At 44.6% G+C, this 18,229-nt stretch carries 11 protein-coding genes; 1 reads left to right on the forward strand and 10 read right to left on the reverse strand.

Annotation, left to right across the window (positions count from 1 at the left end; genetic code table 11):
* Positions 1-15 precede the first annotated feature (15 nt).
* The 3 genes from BACHE_RS15090 to BACHE_RS15100 are packed head-to-tail and all read right to left on the reverse strand — an operon-like array spanning position 16 to position 1,692.
* Positions 16-816 (reverse strand): Rossmann-like and DUF2520 domain-containing protein, encoded by an 801-nt coding sequence (locus BACHE_RS15090; RefSeq protein ID WP_013548578.1) that lies wholly within the window; start codon positions 814-816, stop codon positions 16-18.
* A 1-nt stretch (position 817) separates the two neighbouring features.
* Entirely contained in the window at positions 818-1,153 is a 336-nt protein-coding gene (locus BACHE_RS15095; RefSeq protein ID WP_013548579.1) for a hypothetical protein, read from the reverse strand.
* Between the two features lie 2 nt (positions 1,154-1,155).
* Positions 1,156-1,692, reverse strand: coding sequence for a nitroreductase family protein (locus BACHE_RS15100; protein ID WP_013548580.1), 537 nt, complete (start codon positions 1,690-1,692; stop codon positions 1,156-1,158).
* A 144-nt stretch (positions 1,693-1,836) separates the two neighbouring features.
* Between BACHE_RS15100 and BACHE_RS15105 the strand changes: the two genes are divergently transcribed.
* Positions 1,837-2,826, forward strand: a complete 990-nt coding sequence (locus BACHE_RS15105) for a GNAT family N-acetyltransferase (RefSeq protein ID WP_013548581.1) — start codon at positions 1,837-1,839, stop codon at positions 2,824-2,826.
* On the opposite strand, the gene BACHE_RS15110 is transcribed toward BACHE_RS15105, so the two are convergent.
* From BACHE_RS15110 to BACHE_RS15140, 7 genes are all read right to left on the reverse strand, one after another.
* Positions 2,823-5,402 (reverse strand): alpha-amylase family glycosyl hydrolase, encoded by a 2,580-nt coding sequence (locus tag BACHE_RS15110; RefSeq protein WP_013548582.1) that lies wholly within the window; start codon positions 5,400-5,402, stop codon positions 2,823-2,825. The two genes, BACHE_RS15105 and BACHE_RS15110, sit on opposite strands and share 4 nt — an antisense overlap.
* Before the next feature lie 168 nt (positions 5,403-5,570).
* Positions 5,571-7,055, reverse strand: coding sequence for an Outer membrane protein SusF domain-containing protein (locus tag BACHE_RS15115; protein ID WP_013548583.1), 1,485 nt, complete (start codon positions 7,053-7,055; stop codon positions 5,571-5,573).
* Between the two features lie 87 nt (positions 7,056-7,142).
* Entirely contained in the window at positions 7,143-8,282 is a 1,140-nt protein-coding gene (locus tag BACHE_RS15120) for a SusF/SusE family carbohydrate-binding protein (RefSeq protein WP_013548584.1), read from the reverse strand.
* A gap of 30 nt (positions 8,283-8,312) precedes the next feature.
* Positions 8,313-9,923, reverse strand: coding sequence for a RagB/SusD family nutrient uptake outer membrane protein (locus BACHE_RS15125; protein WP_041579485.1), 1,611 nt, complete (start codon positions 9,921-9,923; stop codon positions 8,313-8,315).
* A gap of 13 nt (positions 9,924-9,936) precedes the next feature.
* A complete protein-coding gene (locus tag BACHE_RS15130) occupies positions 9,937-13,023 on the reverse strand; it encodes a SusC/RagA family TonB-linked outer membrane protein (protein WP_013548586.1) in 3,087 nt (1,028 codons plus the stop codon).
* A gap of 239 nt (positions 13,024-13,262) precedes the next feature.
* Positions 13,263-14,450: a glycoside hydrolase family 53 protein gene (locus BACHE_RS15135; RefSeq protein ID WP_013548587.1), complete on the reverse strand. Its 1,188-nt coding sequence runs from the start codon at positions 14,448-14,450 to the stop codon at positions 13,263-13,265.
* A 147-nt stretch (positions 14,451-14,597) separates the two neighbouring features.
* On the reverse strand, positions 14,598-18,176 hold the full coding sequence (locus BACHE_RS15140) for a hybrid sensor histidine kinase/response regulator transcription factor (RefSeq protein WP_013548588.1): 3,579 nt from the start codon (positions 18,174-18,176) through the stop codon (positions 14,598-14,600).
* Positions 18,177-18,229: the final 53 nt, after the last annotated feature.

An 18,229-nucleotide genomic window follows, 5' to 3' on the forward strand; every position in this document is an offset into this window, starting at 1 on the left:
ATAAATTATCTATAATTATATGCCGGCCTCTACCTGCCGATGGATGCTTTTGCTTATCAAACGATACAATTCTTGCATCTCAGGTTCATCTGCAAGCATCTGTAAATGACTGTCAATGATATTTTCGTCATATCTAACTGCAGGTCCGGTTTGCGCATCACACGGTTCCAGTTTATGCACTTTACGTGCAGTTTCATCTATCAAAGGCAACATCACTTCGAAGGGAAGCCGATACTTCCTAAGCAATTCAGCAGCCAGTACATACATGTGATTCGTAAAGTTACAGACAAAGACAGCGGCCAGATGCAAATTCTTCCGTTGTTCTGAATTCACCTCATACACACGCTCCGAGAGAACCAAAGCAATATCTCTCAAAAACAGTGTATCTTCCTCCGAATGACTTTCAATAAAAATCGGTATCTCTTTAAAATCCACTTCACGCAGTTTGCTGAATGTCTGCATGGGATAAAATACACCATACCTCTCTACCCGCCCTTTCCAGACATTCATCGGAATACTGCCCGAAGTGTGTACCCATAAAGCGTCACTCTTTCCGGATGTAAACTCAGGCAACAACTGTACAAGGGCCGTATCTTTCAATGAAACGATATAAAGCTGCGCATCTTCTGTTATAGCAGGTAATTCATCGGTATATTCAGCCTCCACCATTTGTGCCAAATTCTGAGCCGATTCTTTCGTACGGCTATAAATCTGTACGATACGGAATCCCCTATGATAGAGAGCCTTCGCCAGATTAGTAGCCAAATTTCCGGCGCCGATAAAAACGACAGATGTATCTTCAATACTCCTTTTCATCTCATCTCGTTGAAACCAAATACAAGATAGCTCCGATGACTAATAATGCCACCGGCAACAAATAAGCAGACATCGTACCAAGCAATGCAGTTATCAAGCCAAAGTTCAACACAAGCCACAAGCCAATCAAGACCAATCCCACCGACTTATCATATTTGAACATCAAAAAAATGACCGCCGTATATAGTAGAAAATTATCTTTGCTCATAACCCACGGAAGCCCTTTGGAGGCAAAGCCCACCAACTTATCGAGCAGATAGAGCACGCCGAACACAATCAGCGTAATGGCAGTGGCCTTATAGGTATCTTTGTTATTGTTTGCTTTTGCCGCACTCACTGTTATTTCCCCCCGTATTTATTGATATGAATCTTCTCCCACTGCAGGTTATCTTCATTGAAAGGTTTCCGTTCCATTCCCTTATGCCCGACAGCAACAATACTGAGCACCTGCAATTGCAAAGGAATGTCGAGTATATCATGCACGTACTCGTTCGAAGACATACCGGAAGCTGTAAAGCGTTCGCGTATCTGTACCCAACAACTGCCCAAGCCCATGTCTTCTGCCTGAAGCTGCAGATAGATGGAAGCGATGGAAGCATCCTCTATCCAGACATCGCTTGCCAAAGGATCGGCCACTACCACTACTGCCAATGCTGCATCAGCAATGAACTGCGAAGCTTGCTCTTTGCAAAAAGAAAGCTTTTTCAGTGTTTCTTTGTCATCGATCACAATAAATTGCCAGGCATTGCTGCGTTTGAAGGCAGGAGCCATCAAAGCGGCTCTCATCAGGCTGACAACCTGTTCCTGCGTCAATTCTTCTTCCGTAAATTTTCGTATACTACGGCGAATTTTTATTAATTCATTGAAACTTTCCATTGTGTATTCACGTTTAATGAAAGCAAAGATAGTGCAAACTGAATATAAAACTTCAAGCCTGCTTGAAAAGTTTTATTAAAGCGGCATCCTATCTTATTCAAAGTTTGTGCAAAAATACGGGATTATTTTCTAATTTTGCAGGCAATGCCCCTAAAACTGACTACATATTACAAAGGTAGCAAGGTTCCCCAATTACCGGGAACCAACACGTTCCACTCTACGGAATTGTTCCATATTTATGAAGCAACTCCGGGTTATTCTCCCGTACTCATCGTCGCTTCCATAGCCGACAAACCTGTAGCCAAACTGCTTGCAGCCATACGCAAAAGTGTTCGCCTATTTCCGCCCGGCATCATCAAGCGATGTGAAGTATATGGTACAGGTGAATATTTTGACAGCCATAAAGATAATGCAGATAAGGAATCCATATTCAATGATATGCTACAACGTCTTACTGATGAAGCTCTCAGAAACTGCTTCCTTATCGAATTCCGTAATCTGGAAAATGCCATGTTCGGATATAAGGCTTTCCGTGAAAATCAATATTTTGCAATTAATTGGTTACGGGTGCGTAATTCACTTCATAGCCTTAACTATGTTGAGGAGCGCTTCAGCCCTTCCCGAATCCGACAAATAAAAAAAGGCTTGAAAAACGGAGCCCAAATACAAGAAGGGCATACGTCAAAAGAAATCAGGAATTTTGCCCATATGCTACATCATGTGTATTCTTTCAAAATTCGCCGGCATTTTCCCAGCATTGACTTCTTTCAACAACTTGAATCACATTTGATGAATGGGCAGCAAAGCAAAATCTTCATTGTCACCTACAAAAGCAAGATTATAGGAGGTAGTGCCTGTATCTATTCCGATGATACTGCTTATTTATGGTTCTCCGGTGGCATGCGAAAGACTTATGCATTGCAATACCCCGGCATTCTTGCCGTATGGAAAGCATTGTGCGATGCCAAAGAGCGCGGCTACCGTCATCTGGAATTCATGGATGTCGGCTTACCCTTTCGCCAGCATGGTTACCGGGAATTTGTTCTGCGCTTCGGTGGTAAGCAAATCAGCACCCGACGCTGGTTCCGCTTTCGCTGGGACTGGCTGAATCGGATGCTGATAAAAGTGTATTAAAAGTTTGTATATACCTTATATCCGTGGGCAGGCACATTTACCTTTACACCCACAGTCTCATTCTTTCCACTAAAGTAATTGGTCCAATTTCCGACAGTTGCAGGAAAAGTGACATCGGTAGTTGTCTGAGTAAAATTCCCTACTACCACCAGCTTCTTCCCCGTAATGCTCTCCACCGAAAGTGAACGTCCGTCAGCCCAATCAGAGACACTTACTTTCCATTCAAAGATAGCACTGCCATCAAAGAGTTCAGGATGTGCATTACGCAATTTCATCAGACTCACATAAACAGCGTGCAATCCCTTGCGGTCGGCATTGTCAAGATATTCCCAATGGAGAGGTTTCTTTCCGGTACGACCATTATACTCAATGGAGACATCATAACCCATTTCACCAAACTGCCAAATCATCTTCGGCCCCGGTACTGTAAGGAAGAAAGTCGTATTCAGTTCCAACTGATCTATACGGGAGGCAAGGCTTGTCTTCAACACGCCATCTCCCCACTGTGTCTGCTTATATCCCATTCTTTCTTCATCGTGACTCTCCATGAAACCTACCCATGCAGGAGTTTTCTCATAAAGTCCACCAAACGAACTTTCAGAACTATACCCCATAGCAGCCTGACAATAGGCATTGTTCAAGTTACGCCACAAGTGCATTCCTTCGGTCGCCAGCTCTTTTTCTTCCTTTGAATCGCAGAAGTGCTCCAGAATAACGTAAGCATCACTTTTTGCCTGCTTGATGGCGGCATAATAATCTTTCAGAATAGCCACACGGCTCTCATCATAATTAGATGCCGTACTTTCCGTAGAATTCTTCTGAGTGAAGCCTTTCGTCAAGTCAAAACGAAAACCATCCAACCTGTATTCACTGAGCAGAAACCGAAGATTGCGTTTTACAAACCTACGTACCAGCTCACTCTCATGATTGAAGTCATGGAAAACGCTGTAAGGATGAGGAGCAGTAGCATTGAAATAAGGATTATTACTTGCTGTCAGGTTCTTTTCACTATCCCAATAAAGCTTGGCAAAAGGATGATTTCCCGTAGCATGGTTATAAACTACATCAAGAATAACTGCCATACCTGCTTCGTGACAAGCGTCAATAAACTGCTTATACATAATCTTTGTGCCATAGGCCTTGTCCATTGCGAAAAAGAAACAGGGATTATAGCCCCAACTATCATTTCCGTCAAACTCCTGCACAGGCATCAACTCAATGGCATTCACCCCCATTTCTTTCAGATAAGAGAGTTTGGCCCTCGCACCGTTCAAGTCACCGGAAGAGGTAAAGTCGCGCAAATGCAACTCGTATATTACCAACTGTTCCGGCCGATCTATCTTGAAATTACTCACCTTCCAATTATAGTTGTCTTTCTGAATCTTAAAGGTAGAGACAATGCCCTTTCCACCTTCGGGATAAGTTTTGCTTTCGCTGTAAGTAGAAACCGGAATATAGGAGTCATTGTCCGGATCCAGAATTTTCTCCGTATAGGCATCAGCCAGACGGATCGTTTTCCCTCCCCTCGTACCCACATAGTATTGAAAAGCATATTCTCTGCTTGCATCCAGTCCATTCAGCGTAATCCACCAACAGCCGGAAATATTATCACGATACATCTGTGCCTTCTCGTCATTGCCCAGTGTCCAGTTATTGAAGTCTCCCACTACATAAGCAAAGTCCTTATGACCTCCGTCTTTATCTTTGTCATACAGTACCAACGTCACCGTAGAATTGTTCACCACATTGATACCCTCCTCTACCCCAGAGGGTAAAGAGGCTGTTTTCACTTCACCGGGGATAAATCCCTCATATTTGCTATCGGACACTTCCACAAAAGAGTCCATTTCCACACCCTTCCTGCTACCGTCTTTACTGCGAACTACAATTCCAAGCTGATTCACCGGTGTGGTTCCACTGCCAAACCACTCGCGGACATTTGGGCTTAACGTTATGCTCCACACATTGGATTCAGTAAAAGCCATCTTGCATTTGTCCTTATTCTCGCTCCACTCTGCCGGCACAAAAAGCCATGTACCTTCGCTCACTATGCCTATATGCATATACACATCACCGGTATATCCATAGAGAGCAGATTTGGTATCAGCTTTGAAGGTAATGGTGAGAGGATGGTCGGCATCAGGCTTTTCAGGAGAATAGCTCAATCCATCAGGCACTGCAATAGCATTTGCCGACTGAGTAACAGTAATCTGCTTACTCTTTGAACCAGATATGATATTTAATTGTGCAGTACGAGGATTACCGGTTTCATTTTTACCGACAGAAACCATGACCGTACCCTTTCCGGCCTTCCCTTCTTTCGGAGTAATGCTGCACCAACCGTTATCCACACCATTAATTGTTGCCGTCCATTGCTGTCCTGCCTCAAAACTGGCACTCTGCGAAGAAGCCGCCTCTCCGAAGCTAAAACCTTGTTCAAATATTATTTCACTTCCAGAGGCAGGAGCCAAAAATTCCTGCAACTCATCATTGCTATCGCCACATGACGCCAGCGACAGGCTGAAGCATAAAAAATACCCCAAAAATAAGATAGTACGTCGCTTGATGATTTTCATATTATTAAATTCTTCTAAGTTATCGTTGTACAAATGTAGCAAAAGTAACCTGCCCTCTTTTCAGAATGTGAGAGAAAGATGGCAGAAGATTACGAAAACGATTGCAAAAGAAAAAGAGGGCTGTCCAACGACAATCAGACAGTCCTCTTCCACATAAGCTTAGAATTGTTATCCTACAACCTTGAATACGAATTCGCCGGTAATATCGTTAAAAAACACATTGTAAGTACCTGCAGCAATCTTCAAATTACCACTATTCTTAACTCCAACACCATAATTATCTACTGACAAATCATGAGACAAATCCTTACCCACACCCCAGTTTACATCCCAAACAGCATTTGCACGGAACTTGATTCCACCGTCAGCACTGACAGCCAGTCCGGCTCCATGCCAATTATGAGGAGTAACCTCTGTCATGGCAAAATCACCGCCCCAACCATTAAAGTCACCTATTAATCCAACTGTTTTATAAGAAACCGGAGATTGATTTTCCAACTTTGTCCAGGCATAAGTCATAGTAGAGAAGTCCACCTTAAAAGTATAATAAGCACCCTTTTCTGGACAAACAATAGCACCCGCACCTGTACCAGTCAAAGAACCAGAAGTTGAATTATCACCATCAACCGTTGCACCGAAACAAGCATTCCAACTACCGAAATCACTACCTAACCATAGTTTCAAGTTTGCATCATCCTTAAACTGGGTTGTATAAGAATGAATCATTGCCGATTGCGGATAAAGCATACAAGTCTTGCCTTTTGTTGCATCAGCGTTCCATCCTTGCATTGCACCTACAATATAATATTCCGGAACAATTTCCTTGACCGTGTAAGTATAGTCCATCATATTCAAAGTAATGCTATACATGCCAGCCTTCGCTATCTTGGCAGCCTTCACATCTCCCGTATTAATCAATGTACCATTCATGCTATCGTCACCGTCAACTGTCACACCTACAACACCAGCTTGCCAAAGGCCGTTTTCAACACCGGCAGCATCAGCATCTACATTCCCCTGCGGGATAATCTTCCAATAAGTATCAGGCTTGGTCGTAGTAATCATCAAAGCAAACACAGGATCCTCGTAAACATCCTTTCCACTATGGTTAAACTTAATTATATCCTTAGCTTCCCATCCGGCCACACCTATCAGATAGTATGCATTCGAAATTACAGGAGCCTTCGGAGTAGCCTTGATAATAATCGGATCACAAGTCAGCAGTGAGGCCTGTCCATCTTTCATTAGGTTAGCATAAATCCGGGTATTTAAGGTGCGCTCTATCGGACGTTTGCCATAGCTATCTTCAATAATCTTTTGCAAATCAGCAGACGCAACTTTACCATTGGAAGCAGTATTCACTATAACAGCAGATGCACCATCAATGGCGTCCGGAGTTATTTCCAAACGGAAATTAGCAATCGAAGTTCCTTCAGGCATATTGGCAGGAGTAGTATAAGTGAACACTACAACGGAATCGGCAGTAGCCAAATCTACTGCGGAAGCGGCTGAAGCATTGAAGCCCGGCAATGTAACGGCTTCTTCTTGCGGCCATCCCTGTGGAGCAGCCACGTCTTTATTGAAATCCTCGTCGCAAGAAACAGTAGTCAAAGCAACTGCGGCAAACAACGTATAGAATAATATTTTCTTCATACTCTTTTTCTTTTATCAGATTTATTATATTTCAGGATTACCTGCGGGACGGACGATTACACCTATCCTGTAAGCATTTCCTTTTCTTTATTCAATCTTACCGGTTCCGTTTGTAAAGTTCAGGTATAATTTCTGTCCGGTTTTTGAAGTAACACGGTCTAAGTCTCCACCGGCCGCACGGTATGTCAACTTCTCTCCGAATACCATAAACTCTGATTTCCACCAATCGAAACCATCAATCTTGACGTAAGCACGAGGTCCTTCGGCTGCATCAGCCGCAAAAGCAGGTGAAACGAAAGATTCGTCAGCCTTTGCAGGTATTGTAAACTTCCAGCCATCGAGGCATTCTGTCCAATCACCACCATCTTTTATTACCCCACCGATCAACCATACTGCCGGTTCATTAAACTCAATAGTATATTCTATGTTACGACCATTAACCGCAGAACGGATAACAACCAAATACCAGCCCGCTTTAGCAATGCCAATATTGCCGTCACTATCAGATACACCTGCTCCATAATTATCTACCGTCTTACAACCCGCATAGCCTATTTCATTTTTGTCCCAAGCCGTAGCTGTATTGAATTTTATACCACCTTCTGGCAGATAAACCATACGCCAGAAAGTACCGGTAGTGCCGTCATGGCAAGGAATCATGTCTGCAGCCTTGCCCCAATCCCAACTACAAAACTCACCAATCAAGTAAAGCTTCGTAGGTAACTTGACAGGAGGTAATGCAAATTCAGTTCTCACAGACGGGAATTCAACCACATTCGAAGTGATTGAGGAAATTGTTTCTGTAGCCGAACTCAATTCTGCAATGACACGGACATACAAAGAGGTAGTCAAAGGGAAATCTGTTTCCAATTTACCTTGGGCAACAGCCATATTAGTGACTGCCAAAGCCATTTCAGAAGCATCAACTGCCATCTTGGCTGTCGTATATTTGGTATCAAGCTTTATGGATTCTTTAAAATCCTTCGTAAGAGATGTCTCCACTGAATAGATAGTAGGAGCTGTATAGCCGAAATCTGGTTGAGAACAAGTTAATTCCACCGACTTGGAATTTGCCAAATCATAGGTTGTATTGACATAGGCCGGAGTGTTCAACACAAAAGTTGTAGGTTCCTGCAAGACAGGATTAGAGTCTCTGTCCGAATTACAAGCCGAGAAAGAAGTCAGCCCGGCAAGCAGCAATGTATAATATATTGAAATTCTTTTCATATTGTTCAGTCTTTATAGATGAAGCATTTATTAATAACCGGGATTCTGTACAAGGTTCGGATTGGCATTCAAATCGGTATCAGGAATAGCAAAAACATTCAGATTTGCACTAAAGTTCGTACCTTCTTTTACGCCCCCCTTCCATTGCCATTTATAGTCTGAAGCACCACCAAACTTACCAAAACGAATCAAATCTACACGGCGACGACCTTCAAAGAAGAACTCACGAGCCCACTCATCCAAAATCTCATTCAGAGAGTAAGAACTTTTAGTAGTGGTATTGGCACGAGTACGGATTTCATTGATGGCAGCAGCACCTTCTGCCGTAGTGATTCCTCCATTCTGGCGGGCAGTGGCCTCAGCATAAGTCAACCAAGCCTCAGCCGCACGCATCAGAAAGAAATCAGAATCAGGAAAACCGGAATTATGAGTTGCACCGCCATCCGAATAATAATTGGTAAATTTTGTACAAGAAAAGCCTTTTTCAAAAACTGCCGTCTCATCAATATCCAAAGTACGTCCCTTGCTCCAGAAAAGAGCGCGGTCATCTTTGGCCGCTTTCAGAATAGCCCATGTATCTGCATCTTCAGGAATACCTCCATTAGGAAAGAACTTCTTTACCAAGTCCGGACGACAACGGTTACCTGCCCATTGCTTACCAGCTACATTATTGGTAGAAGTCCCTACCAACTCCATATCATTCTTAAAAGTAGAAGCCATCAAAAACAGAGTAGTACCATAGCTTGCCGTAGTATTACCATCTTGTAAAAGAGAAAGTATAGCTTCAGATGCAGCACCATTCTCGCCATTATCGCCCATAAATAGCATCTGATATGCACTCCACTGTCCCTTACCTGTTTTATGTAAAGTATAACCGGATTCCATCACCTTCTTTGCATATTCTGCAGCTTTACTCCATTGAGCAGTACCTGTATAAACCTCGGCATTCAAGTAAAGGCGTGCAAGCAACATCCAGCCAGCAGCTTGGTCGGCACGTCCGTAAGCATTACTCTTCGGCGCTTTCATGGCAGCTATACATCCATTCTCCCCGATCAGTTCGCTTTCTATAAAATTATACACGCTCTTACGATCTGCCTGTTGTGCAGCCGTAGGTGACACTTCTGTCAAAAAAGGAATATTTCCAAAACAATCCATCAAGTGATAATAGTAGAGAGCACGCAAGAAACGAACTTCCGCAGTCATTGCTGCATCATGATCCGAAGCCTGCGATAAATAAAAGTTACACATTGTAACACCGAAATAGAGACGATAATAAAAACCTTTCAGCATCGGATGACTGGCTCCCCACTGATTGAAATTGAAAGCAGGAATACCTTCATCACCCCAGTTACAGATAGATTCATCTGTAGTCAGTTCATTAGCATTGAACAATTGCCGAACAAAGCCGGTCGTGCCGCCGTCCAGCCCATCAATATCACAGTCACCATCAGGACCGGTATTACCAGCCAAAGCCATATTGGCATAACATTTAGTGAACAACGCATCATAATCAGGCGTCATATTCGTACTGGGATCAATAGGCGCAACGTCCAGATCGTTAACGCAAGAACCCAATCCAAGAGACAGGGAAAGTGCTGCCACCGGAACTATATGTTTGATATATTTAAAGCTCATATACATATTGTTTTTATGATTAGAAATTAAGGGTCAATCCAAGTTGTGCTGTAAACGGACGGGGATATAAATTATTATCTATGCCACCAAATACTTCAGGGTCAATGCCCTTATAGTTAGTGATAGTAAACACATTAGTCACCGCACCGTAAACACGTCCACCAAGCTTCGCCCCAAACAATTTGTCAAAACTATATCCCAATGTGATGTTGTCGCACTTCAGGAAAGTAGCATTCTGTACAAAGTAGTCGGACAACGTATTGTCATTGGTCTGCCATGCTTTGCCAAGAGCCATAGTCGGAATATTAACCATAAAGCCCAAACGAGAAATGTTACCTTTATTGATATTACTTGAACCGGCTTCAAGGTCATTATATACATAATTGTTAAAACTTGCACGTAAAGAGAATCCAAAATCCCAATTCTTCCACATGACTTTTGAAGAAAGGCCTGCCATCCAAGGAGCAGCCGGACTTTTATAGAAATATTTGTCATCCTGATTAATAATGCCGTCACCATTACGATCAACATAAGCACCTTCAATAGGTATACCATTTTTGTCATAAACCTGCTGGAACACATAGAATGAACTTGCTGGATGTCCTACGGCATGTGCCTGACAATTGACACCTGTTCCGGCAGAAATACCACCCGTAGGGACAAAATAGCCTTCCTGACCAATCAGTTCCGTAATTTCATTATTATTATAAGTGCCATTAGCGGTGATTTCCCAAGAGAGGTCTTTTGTCTGAATAGGGCGATAAGTCAAAGCAATCTCTACACCGGTATTCTTCAAAGAGCCGATATTAGATGTCACCTGATTACGGAAATTAGAACCAGCCGATACATACACCGTATTAAGCAAGTCGGTAGTCTTGCGATAATAGTAGTCAACGCTACCGCTTATCTTACCATTCAAGAAGCCAAAATCAAGGCCGGCATTATAGGTCGTAGTAGTTTCCCAAGTAAGGTTTTCATTATAAGCATTTGGACGATACATGATACCATTACTATCCAACAGAGGATATGAACTACCGATTCCCGTACTTACATTATAAGAAGCAAAGTAATTATAGTCGCCAATACCTTCTTGCTGACCAGTCTGGCCATAGCCCAAACGAAGTTTCAAGTCAGAAAGCACATCTACATTTTTCAAGAAAGCTTCCTCCTTAAGTCTCCACCCGAAAGCAAAAGAGGGAAACAAAGCCCAATGGTCTTTAAAACGGGAAGAACCGTCATAACGTACAGTAGCCGTCAACATATAGCGGTCAAGCAACGTATAATTGGCACGTCCGAAGAAAGAAACCAGATAGTTCTCACTCTTCCATACTTTGGCATCCTGGCGGAACTTTTCACCCGGAGTCACAGTGTTGGTACTTTGATAAAGCCCCCAACCATCTTTTTCACCTTTATGATAAAAGTGCTGCCACTCATAACCACCCATGATATCAAAGTGATGAGCATCGCTAAAATCCTTCGTATATTGGGCATAGGCATTGAACATTTTATTATATTTACTAATCTTCTCCCAACCGTTCCAGCCATAATAGTTACAATTGTTGTAAACAGATGACGGAGAAATCACCGTGGTCTGCTTACCGGTAGAGAAGTCGCCGCCAATATTCATGTGCAAATGCAAATCTTCAAAACCATGAATCTTGTAGTCTAATTCTGCATTACCAATGAATGATTTAGAGTTTGCCGTGTCATCCTTTTGATTTAACAAAGAAACGGGATTCTTCGTAGCATCTTGGTTAGAAGTAACAGTCCAAGTAGGATCATGCAATGTTGTACCATCTGCTGTCCATTGGCTATAACCGCCGAACCATTTCTGGAAGGTTTCACCGGAATTGTACACGGAGAAAGTAGGAATCATATAAACGGCCGCCCCGATAGCGCCGCCATCCGCATAACGGTTGTTGGCTATCATGCCCTTTGCATTCAAATTGATGGTCAAATGGTTATCAAAGAACTTAGGAGATGCACTGACAGTAGCCGTATAACGTTCAAAATTAGAAGTCTTCAAGATACCATTCTGATTGGTATATCCCAAAGACACGCGATAAGGCATATTCTTTAAGCCACCGGCAATCGTGATATTATGATCATGGCTAACGGCTGTCCGATAGATTTCGTTCTGCCAATCCGTACTGTTATAACGATAAGCCTCCCCCTCTTTAACGGCATTTGCCAAACTTATAATATTACCTTTATCATCCGTCAAAGCACCAGCCATCAACTTCCAAGGATCACTGCCTACACCATACATCTTTTCAATGAACTCACCATATTCCTGTCCATTCATCACATCAATGGTTCTCTTTTTAGTGCTGACGGAAATATTACCGTTGTAAGATATAGTAGGTTTAGAACCACTGCGGCCTTTTTTAGTAGTAATGATGATAACGCCATTAGAACCACGAGAACCATAGATCGCTGTCGCCGAAGCATCTTTCAACACGGTGAATGTTTCAATATCAGCAGGATTTACCATTGACAAAGGATTGGCAAGACCTTTAACTCCCTGATTATCCATAGCCAAACCATCAATTACCACCAATGGGTCATTGCTGGCATTCAAAGAAGAACCACCACGCACACGAATTGTAGCACCGCCACCAGGAGTACCACCGCCGGTGGTCACATTTACACCGGCAATCTTACCTTGCATCATGTCCTGGGCATTTGTAACCAGCCCCTTGTTCATCTCATCCGGCTTGATTGCTGTAACGGAGCCTGTCAAGTCATTCTTCTTCGCCGTACCGTAACCAATAACCACAACTTCACTCAGCAACTCTGCATCGTCCTGCAAAGTTACTATAACAGAAGGGCCATTGACAACTACTTCCTGGGATTTGTAACCGATAAAAGAGACTATCAGCGTAGCACCCTTGCGCACGCTCAACGTAAAATTACCATCAAGGTCAGTGATTGTACCATTGGTAGTATTACCTTTTTCCACGACATTAGCACCTATCACCTCACCCACGGCATCTTTCACATGCCCTTTCACGGTGATGTTCTGTGCATAAACGCCAACTGACAAGAACAACCCTATAATCAGGGTAAGAATCGTTCGACAGATTCTAAGATTAACTTGCTTCATGCATTTAATAAATTAAAGTTAACAATATTAATTACCTATATATTTCTCAAAAAACAAAATCACTTTCATGGTATCTGCTAAGGATGTTTTTCAAAAGTACCTATAGCATGACGAGACAAAAATATCCTATATTTATTTAACAGAGATTAGGAACAGTGCTAAATATGCAGTTCCGGTGATGCAAACGATTGCATGAAACGGCAAAAGCACTAAGCCTCTTTCTGCCTATAACTTAAGGATTACTCGCTGAAAGCATCCATTATAACCGTAGGCCGCCCTTCTTCCGTAAATGCTCCCAAACGGTATTGGCTGGGCTTGCATTCGGGTTCCCAATAGAACACCCCTTTGCAGCGACCTCCGGTGTTGTCCTTGCACTCTTTCAGGATGCGGGCCAATTGCCTCTTGCTCTCTGCAAGAACAGATGCGCTTGCCAACTTCCCATTGTCATCGGCGCACTCCATGCCGGTTTCCACAACCATCACATCACAATTATATTTGGTGCTCAGAGTATTGATGTTCGTGATACAGTCTGTAATGACAGCATCCGCCGTATAGTCCTGCTTATCCATGCGGGTCCAATAAGGATAGAGTGACATACCTATCATATCCCACTTGCCACCATTTTTCTTCAATGTGTCAAAGAACCAGTTGAACAGGCTGCTATCCCATCCGTTGTCCAAGTGAACAATGACAATGGCATCGGAGAAAACGGACTTTACCGCATCGTATCCGGTAGTGATGAAAGCACCGAGATTGGCCCAGTTCATGGGATATTTCACTTTGGAAGAAGCGTTTGCCGGAGCATCCTTCAAATCGCTCTCTTTCACATCGTATGACGCTCCACTCAAAGCCGCATTTTCATCCCACAGCATCCCCGGACGGATTTCATTGCCCACCTGCACCCATTTGGGAGTAATGCCTGCCGCTTTCAATGCCTGCAACACACTCACTGTATGGTCGCTGATAGCTTTCTTTAAATCTGCGAGATTCTTTCCCACCCACGATGCAGGCTTATTCTGCTGGGCGGGATCGGCCCACCAATCGCTGTAATGAAAATCGATCATCACATCCATACCCAAATCTTTGGCTCTTTTAGCTTTAATCACCACATCCGAAGTGTTGCACCAGTTATCGTGCGCACTCGGATCCACCCACACACGGATGCGGACGGCATTAAGACCAAGCTCTTTCATCAGGGCTGTACACTCGCGCTTTTCGCCTTTGCTATTGTAGAAATTGTATCCTTTGGATTCGTATTCAGTGACCCATCCGATGTCGGCGCCTTTGGCAAAGCCGGAATCCGTTACAGTGGGAGTTTCCGGTTCGGGTTGGGGAGTCGGAGCAACGGGATCGTCATTACTGCTGCCGCAGGCTACTAATGAGTAGGCGGCAAAAAGAGATAAAAGGGAAATCTTAAAATAGTTCATGGTAGATTAAAATTAAATGTTTCTCGGCCGCAAAAGTAGGCAGATACCCCTATCCCTCAAAGCAGATTTCGGACATAAGAGGACAAAAAACGGACAAACCCTCACCAGGAAGTACCAGATGAGGGTTTGTTGCGTATTAAAAGAACACTATTCGGCCTTATATTGTTTAGGAGTCACTCCGAATTCAGCCTGAAAACATTTGGAGAAATAAGAGTGGTTGGAGAAGCCCACCATGTACATCACCTCTGCCACTGTGAACTTATTTTGCTGCAACAGCATGGCGGCTTTCTTCATACGGATAGACTTGATATATTCCACTGGCGTCTGCCCCGTCAGTTGTTTCAACTTGCGATACATCTGCTTGTTGTTCGTAGCCGTCCACTCGCAAAGAGCATTTACATTCAGCTCGGAGTCCGAAATGTGCTCTTCTATCAGGCGGATGACATTGGCAAGGAACTTCTCGTCGTAAGACATCACTTCCGTTTCTTTGAGGATAACCGGAACTTCCACATGCGGTTTGACCTTTTGCGAGGACAGTCTGTGTGTCGGCTGAAGCGGCAGAGACGATTCCGGACAGATAACAGGCAAGTTCAATGTAACGGTAGTGCCCTCCCCTTCTTCGGAAACAAGAGAGACGGTTCCACCATGCAGTTCGGTATAGGTCTTCACCAAATAAAGTCCGATCCCGGTTCCCTTCTTCTCGGTGGAGGCTCTGGGCGACTGGAAGAAACGCTGGAAAATGTAAGGTCGGTCTTGCCCGGCAATTCCCACACCGGTATCGGTAACAGAAATACAGACAGTCTCCGCCTCTCTCTGCATCCCCAATGAAAGCGTTACTTTCCCTTCTTCGGGAGTATATTTCACCGCATTAGACAACAGATTGTTCAAAATGGATTCCAACTTGATGGCATCCATCTGGACATATATCTTTTCTTGCTCCGTGCGAAAATCAAAAGTCAATCTCTTCTCCTTTGCCTTCTCCTCGGCATAAAGTTCGAAAAGTTCGCGTGCAAAAGACACTAATTCTATCTGCGACATTATCAGCAAGGCATTCTTACCATTGTCTATCCGGTCAAAGTCCAATCCTTGGTGAATCAGCGCATTCAGTTTCATGGCATTGCGATGCACATGCTCCAACTCCCGTTTTTCCGCACCTTCCCTCATCTTCGGAAGCATCCGGCTGACGGGAGCGACGATCATGCTCAACGGCATCTTGAGGTCATGCGAAAGGTTTGTGAAGAATTCCATCTTGGCACGAGACTGCTCCATGATTCTTTCTTTCTCCATCCGTTCCGCCTTCAGGCGGTTCTTCACTCGGAAGAAGTTCAGTACCCATGCCATCAACGCCAAAGAGAGCAAGACGTAGGTCGTCTTTGCCCACCAAGTGTAGTACCAAGGCGGAAGGATGCTGATGTCCAGAGTATAGGCGCAGACCTCAGGCTTGCCGTATGTGTCGAGCCTGCTCACAGTCAGCCGATACTCTCCGTAGCCCAAATTGCTGTATGTGATGCGGTTGATGTTGGGATGCAGCAGGTTCCAATCACGGTCTATACCTTCAAGGCGATATATCAGCCGGCTCTTCTCCTCTTGCGAATAAGGTAAGTCGGAAAGTTCAAAAGCAAGGTTATTCTGGGTGGAAGCCAGTTCGATGTGCCGGATGTAGCGAATACTCTGTCCTGCCTGTCCGGTATCGGATTGATAAAGCCGGTTGTTGACGTACAGTGCGGTCAAAAGCAGCGGTCGGTCGGGATGCTCTGCCAGCAGTGCATCAGGGGAAGAAATAAGAAAGCCGTCTGCCGTACCCAGATATAGCTCCCGGCTTCCCTTGTCGAAGAACATGGCGGTGAAACGGTGGTCCGTGGCACGCAGGCGACGGAGTTCGAGCGTCCGTTGGTCTGCCACCCAAAGTCCTTCCGTAGTGGCAATCCATATCCGCCCGTCAACTTCGACCATGGAAAGCACTTCATAATGGCCGAAAGCATCGAACGGCAATATGCGGACAGTGTTGTCCGAAGGTGTCACCCGCATCACGCCACCGGGAAAGCCAATCCAGATGTACCCGTCTTCCGCGCACAATATGTAGTTGGGGGCGCGTTCTCCCGTCAGTTGCCCGGCTGCAATATGGGTTACCCTTCCTGTGCGAACGTTTATTTTCTCAATGCTGTTGGAACTGTTGTAGAGCAATATCCAGACATTGCCTGCACGGTCGGGGGTCATTTGATTGACGAACATACCTGACAGGCCATTATGGATGGAATAAGTTTTTTCGGCAACATAAGGCTTTCCGGCTGACTGCATCAACTTCTGCTTATCCACCACAAAGACACCTCCCAGACAGGTGGCAATCCACAAGCGTCTTTTTTCGTCCTCAAACAGACTGTATGCCCAATTGGCATTATAGCACCGTGTACTGTCCACTATATTATAGGTGATGAACCGGTGGCTGTCCGTGTCATAGCGGCTAATGCTGCCGTCCGTTGCCGTCCAAAGCTGTCCGTCGCGATCTTCGTAAAGCTGGCGCACCCGATTATGGGACAGAGGAAACCTGCTGTCACCCATTTTGTACCAAGTGACACCCGGTTTTCCCTGTGCGCCGGGGGCATTCGGCCCGCCGTCTGCCGGAAGTGTAAACCGAATAAGTCCGTTTGTTCCTCCAAACCAGAAGTTGCCACGAGCATCACGAAGCATGGAGTAGAACAGGTTGCCTTCTCCCGTCCCCGTTATCTGTGAAATAGGGATGTGGCGCAGCACATTGTCAGAGCGTGACATAGAGATGCCGTAATCAGTCCCCAACCAGACGTTGTGCCCGCCATCGGTGAAGATAGTCCAGACAATGTTGTTGGACAAAGACTGGGGATTCCGCGAGTCATGAACGATATGCAGCAAGGGGGCATCTTCCCTGTAAACATACAGACCATTGTCCGTGCCCACCAACAGCCTCCCATAGCCATCCAAGGCCAAAGACTTGACGGAATTGTCATGAAAAGCATCTATCCGTTGCACCCGACCATCGGCAGGCGTATATTTAAACAAGTATCCCTCCGTACCTATCCAGATACATTTCCTTGCCATATCTTCCAGCAGGGAATTGACAAACAGGTTGCTTTTATTCTGTCTCACCGGCAGTTCAACAGGTTCAAAGCCTCCGGTAGCAGGAAGATAACGGCAGCAACCGTTGTAAGTACCTACATAAAGCTGATTGTCCGCAGTGCGTAGAAGGGAGTAAACCGTCTGGTGCGGCAGCCCTTGTCCGATGGCTGCGAACCGGCGGGTATCGGGACAGTAAGTAAATAAGCCGTTTAAAGTTCCCAGCCACAAAATCCCGTCGTACATCTTCAGTGCACGGATATCCGCGGGAGAATCCGTGGCCGGTTCCTCGTATGCATCCGTCCGGTAATTGTAAATCAGCAATCCGTTGTCTGCTCCCAAATAAAGATAAGTGCTGTCTGCCACTTCCCCGCAATAAATCCGTGTATTGCTACGCCGGCCAAAGACGAAATGCGGCTGTGTGGAATAGCCGTCATAGCTGAACAGTCCTTTATTGGAACCAATCCATATCAGTCCCCCGGTGTCTTGCAGGAAACAGCTTATGGCGGAAGCCTCCGTTCCCAGACTGATATTCTCGAACAAACGATAGTCGGGTTTCGGGGCTGCCTCCGGCGTCTGCACGAGGAGAAAAAGAAAGATAAGAAAGAAAGGGATGCGCAAAGAGCTATGTAGATACATTTTCATACGATTTTTCAATGATGAGCCAAAGGTAATAAAAAAGGAATATAACC

Source organism: Bacteroides helcogenes P 36-108 (assembly GCF_000186225.1).
GTDB lineage: Bacteria > Bacteroidota > Bacteroidia > Bacteroidales > Bacteroidaceae > Bacteroides > Bacteroides helcogenes.

Coding starts and splice junctions, on each gene's coding strand:
- BACHE_RS15090 (WP_013548578.1), bottom strand. CDS start 816: ATGAAAAGGAGTATTGAAGATACATCTGTCGTTTTTATCGGCGCCGGA.
- BACHE_RS15125 (WP_041579485.1), bottom strand. CDS start 9,923: ATGTATATGAGCTTTAAATATATCAAACATATAGTTCCGGTGGCAGCA.
- BACHE_RS15140 (WP_013548588.1), bottom strand. CDS start 18,176: ATGTATCTACATAGCTCTTTGCGCATCCCTTTCTTTCTTATCTTTCTT.
- BACHE_RS15105 (WP_013548581.1), top strand. CDS start 1,837: ATGCCCCTAAAACTGACTACATATTACAAAGGTAGCAAGGTTCCCCAA.
- BACHE_RS15135 (WP_013548587.1), bottom strand. CDS start 14,450: ATGAACTATTTTAAGATTTCCCTTTTATCTCTTTTTGCCGCCTACTCA.
- BACHE_RS15130 (WP_013548586.1), bottom strand. CDS start 13,023: ATGAAGCAAGTTAATCTTAGAATCTGTCGAACGATTCTTACCCTGATT.
- BACHE_RS15100 (WP_013548580.1), bottom strand. CDS start 1,692: ATGGAAAGTTTCAATGAATTAATAAAAATTCGCCGTAGTATACGAAAA.
- BACHE_RS15120 (WP_013548584.1), bottom strand. CDS start 8,282: ATGAAAAGAATTTCAATATATTATACATTGCTGCTTGCCGGGCTGACT.
- BACHE_RS15110 (WP_013548582.1), bottom strand. CDS start 5,402: ATGAAAATCATCAAGCGACGTACTATCTTATTTTTGGGGTATTTTTTA.
- BACHE_RS15115 (WP_013548583.1), bottom strand. CDS start 7,055: ATGAAGAAAATATTATTCTATACGTTGTTTGCCGCAGTTGCTTTGACT.